Below are 4,497 nucleotides of genomic sequence, written 5' to 3'. Positions count from 1 at the left end.
TAGTAGTCGGGGACATTCGGGAATGACATATCAGGACGCAGATGAACCCCCGATAAAATCATTCGGGGGCAGGCTCCGATTATCAGGATTTTAAGTATCCAGACATTTCTGCGAGAATCAGCGTCCCCAAAAAACAACTCGGGAATGACAAACAAGGAAATGGGAACGAAAAATAGAACTTACTTGAGCAGGATTCCCAAAGTGGCTACCATCTGCGTAAGCCACAAAATTACCAGCCATTTTATAATTTTTACTTCTGTATTTTTGAGATCCATTTTCGTTGCCACCGTTTTGAGGAGTTCAGCATTGTTAGTTTCTAAAGCAACCTCAATGCTTTCACTAATTCTTTTAGATTGTTTTTCATCAAAACTGTCCCTGAGTATTTCAAATACTTTTAAGGTATTAACATATGCCATAATTATCACCTCCAGGTTTTTTATCTGTGTGTATCAGTGGCTTTATCAGTGTTTATCTGTACTGCAAAAAATTATAACAAAAATAAAAGATTTTGTCAAGAAAAAAATTAAGGACTTTATGAGAATTAAGTTTTGTATTTTTATATTATTATTATTTGCCTGTTCGGTTTATGCTGAATTTAGAATCAATAACTCAACTTTTAATTTTAATGGTGATGTCTCTTTCAAAACAGACGGTATAAAAATTATTAGCGGTGCGATAAACTGTTATTCTGCCAAACTTGCTGTCTCAGGCAACTGGGAAAATCAAGATACATTTAATGCCGGGACATCTACCGTAACATTTGAGGATTCCACCAACATTTCTACTATCGTCGGAAACACTATTTTTTATAATTTTACCTGTGAAACACCGGCTAAGACGCTCATTTTTACCGCTGGTTCAACCCAAACAATCACCAATACGCTCACCTTGACAGGTACAGTTGGTAATCTCATTACATTAAAATCATCTGTTGCCGGGAACAAATGGTATGTTTCGTTTCCTAACAGCAGTCAGACGGTAAATTATGTTAATGTAAAAGACGCTGATGCTACTGATAACACAGTATCTTGTTATTATTCTATAAATTCAGGGAATAACAATACTTACTGGATCTTTTTAGATGCCACTGCACCGACGGGCTCACCATCAACACCGATAGATGCAGGTGTGTATTCCTCAAGTTCTACGCTTACATTTAATTGGACATTGGGAACGGGTTCAGACCCTGACAGCGATATTGTTGGTTATTATCTACAGATTGGGACATTACCAGGTAGCAATGACAAATTTGATGGTTATGTAGGCAATGTGACAAGTTATTCTGTGACAGGGTGCGTAGATGGTGAAACATACTATGCGAGGGTGAAAGCAAAAAATGAAGCAGGTTTGTATAGTGACTGGTCAGCGAATAGTGATGGTATAACGGTTGACCTTACAGCGCCGTCAGCGCCTGCAATTATTTCAGAAACACATCCTGATTCAGCAAAAGAATATCTGGATAGCAATCCTGTAATTCTACTCTCAAGTTCTACTGATTCTTCAGATATTGCCGGATACTATTACATATTCAATCAGGACACCGGGACAGTGCCGAGTGCCAGCAGCGGGACTTATACAGCAGTGGTATCATCTTTATCATTTACGAATATCGCCGACGGGTTCTGGTATCTACACATAGTTACTGTAGATGGTGCCGGTAATGTTAGTAGTGAAGTTGCACATTATAAAATAGGTATCAAAACAACTATCAATCCTGCTACAGCCAATACATTTCTGTTATCAGATGGCACGAAAGTAGAAATGCCCGCTAATGCAATTGATACCGCAACAAAACTAATAATAACAAAACCCGCCGAAATTCCAATATCGGTGTATAACCCGGATTGTAAAGATACAGGTATTGTAAAAGAAATAAAATTGGCTGACCCTGTAATCCTGCTGAAAAAAGAAATCACCATTACGCTTATTTATACTGATACAGAAATTGCAGATATAGACGAACAGACACTTAAAATCGCTTGTTACAATGAAACAAACAGGAACTGGAAAATTATATTTAATTCCATTGCATATCCTGATGAGAATAAAGTAGTTGCTAAAGTGAACCATCTGACATTATTCAAAATAGTTGGCTACAAAACACCATCGGAGGAAATATCCGGCTTGAGTAATTACCCGAATCCGTTTGTTGCCGGTAGCGGAAAAGTAACAGCAATAAAATACACATTGAAAGAAAACTTGGATGTTGAAATAAAAATCTATGATTTAATTGGCGAGTTGGTCTGGGAGAAAAAATTAACTGCAGGTGAAACCGGTGGTGTACTCGGTCCTGATAATGAAATCACCTGGGATGGTAAAAACGAAAATGGCGACTATGTCAGTGCTGGTGGGTACATTTGTTTAGTGAAAGTTGGCAATAAAGTAGAGAAAACCAAAATCGGTGTGAAATAAAAAATGAAAAAAATTGTTGGATTTATCTTGTTAATTTTTAACTTTTTACTTTTCACTTCGTTTGCTTTAGCAAACGGTGATGGTGGTTTGCCGGGCTATTTTCTTACACAGGGTGCCGGTGCCAGAGCGCTTGCATTAGGTCGCAGTTTCACAGCAATCAGCGATGATGCCACTGCGATGTTCTTTAACCCCGGCGGATTGTTCCAATTACAGAGAAAAGAATTGCAGTATATGTACGCTAATCTGTTTGAAGGTACTCAGTATCGCGCGTTAAGTTTTTCGCAGTCCGGCGCCGGTGTGGTGACATTCGCACTCGGTGCAGTACAGTTGAGGTCAGCAGGGTTCATAGAACGAGATGAGTATAATTATCCAACAGGTAAAGAGTTTGTAGACGAAAATACAGCGATTTTATTAAGCAGTTGTTTCAAGATTGAAGAAGATAAACTTGGTGTCGGACTTAATCTGAAACATATTATGAAAAAAATTGATACATTTAATAAGTCAGGTTTTGATACAGATGTCGGTTTCCTGTATTCACCGTTACCAGAGTTATCTTTCGGGTTGAATATACAGAATCTGCTCGGTGCAAAGTTTAAACGCGAATCGCTTACTGATGAATTACCGATGAATATAAAATTAGGTATCGCAGGTAAATTATTTCATAAAGCGATTACTGTAAGTGCTGATTTGGATAATACAGATAAACGGTCTGCAAAGTCACATTTCGGAATTGAATATCGTGTAAAAGAAATTCTCGGCTTACGGGTTGGCTATGATATATCATACATCACTGCTGGATTCGGTGTCAGCTACAAACATTTTTATTTGGATTATGCATTACTTTCGCATACTGAACTTGAATTAAGTCATCGTGTATCTTTAGGCGTCAGGTTCGGTCGGTCAAAAGAAGACATCATACTTGAAAAGCACAGAATAGCACGCGAAGAAGAACAGAAACGCGAGAGAACGAAGGAATTGTTCAGACAGGGTGAAGAATACTTTATGGATATGGATTGGCAGGGTGCTGTTACGAATTTTGAGCAGGTGCTTATTTTTGACGAAAATAATCAGACGGCAAAAGATAAACTGGCTAAAGCGAAACAGAATCTTGAATTGATAAATAATTCTATGAAAAAAGGACAGCAGTTGTTTAAGAACCGTGACTTTGATGGTGCTATATCAGAATTTGATAAAGTGCTTGTTCTGAATCCGCAAAATACAGAAGCACAAGAATACAAAAAATGGCAGAAAATGAAAAAATTAAAAAGGCAAAAGGAATAAATCTTGCAGTTGCCGATTTTACAGCAAAAAATGTAGCCGCCTCTGATTCATCTATTGTTTCTGATTTTTTAAGGACAGAACTGGTAAAACTTGGTGGTTTTAATGTAGTTGAGAAAGCGAATATGGATAAGATATTAGCGGAAGTAGCGTTTCAACAGACAGGTTGCACAACATCAGAATGCGCTGTTCAAATCGGAAAACTATTAAATGTTCAGCAGATGGTTGTTGGCTCACTTTCAAAATTGATGGAAACATATTTTATAACTGTGTATCTTGTAAATGTGGAAACAGGTAAAATACTAACTTCATATAATGAGGAAGCACAATCTGCAAAAGAACTCAGGGACGCTTGTGCAAGGTTGGCTGATAAACTTACAAAACCATTTGGGCAGGAGATAATACCAACACTGCCATTATCGCCGACACCATCTTCGTCACCACATCCGCGCGAAAAAATAAAACAACCAGAACAAAAAACAGAAAATATAGAAAAGCGGATAGAAAGTCATCATAAACAAGCAGAAATTTTTCTCGCAGCCAGACAATACAGATATGCGATAGCCGTCTACAAAGATGCAATCCGCATTTTCCCAAATGAAGTAACATTTTATGCTGAACTTGGTGCATTATACAGAGAACAGAAACAACTGGGAATGGCAGTTGACGCATATCTTGCGTGTTTAGAAAAAAATCCCGATGCGGATGATGTCAGAAAAGATCTTGCAGTACTGTATGAAGAGATGGAGAAAACTGTAAGGTTTTCATATGGTAAATATACGGATAAAGCAAAAGAACAGTGGAAAA

At 37.8% G+C, this 4,497-nt stretch carries 4 protein-coding genes; 3 read left to right on the top strand and 1 reads right to left on the bottom strand.

Features of this window, described 5'->3' with window-relative positions; genetic code table 11:
- Nucleotides 1-179: 179 nt before the first annotated feature.
- The gene (locus AB1349_12930) at nt 180-416 is read right to left on the bottom strand and encodes a hypothetical protein (GenBank protein MEW6558229.1); all 237 of its coding nucleotides are present in this window, start codon (nt 414-416) and stop codon (nt 180-182) included.
- 118 nt (nt 417-534) lie between these two features.
- Here AB1349_12930 and AB1349_12925 point away from each other — a divergent pair, with 118 nt between their 5' ends.
- The 3 genes from AB1349_12925 to AB1349_12915 form a co-directional block, all read left to right on the top strand.
- Complete coding sequence (locus AB1349_12925) at nt 535-2,412, top strand: FlgD immunoglobulin-like domain containing protein (protein MEW6558228.1); 1,878 nt, start codon at nt 535-537, stop codon at nt 2,410-2,412.
- A gap of 3 nt (nt 2,413-2,415) precedes the next feature.
- Nucleotides 2,416-3,693, top strand: coding sequence for a PorV/PorQ family protein (locus tag AB1349_12920; protein MEW6558227.1), 1,278 nt, complete (start codon nt 2,416-2,418; stop codon nt 3,691-3,693).
- A partial coding sequence (locus tag AB1349_12915) for a CsgG/HfaB family protein (GenBank protein MEW6558226.1) occupies nt 3,654-4,497 on the top strand: 844 nt, incomplete at its 3' end. The genes AB1349_12920 and AB1349_12915, both read left to right, overlap by 40 nt.

The organism is Elusimicrobiota bacterium (genome assembly GCA_040757695.1).
GTDB lineage: Bacteria > Elusimicrobiota > UBA8919 > UBA8919 > UBA8919 > JBFLWK01.
The sequence above is the reverse complement of the archived record's forward strand: the minus strand, read 5'-3'. Positions and strand labels throughout refer to the sequence as shown.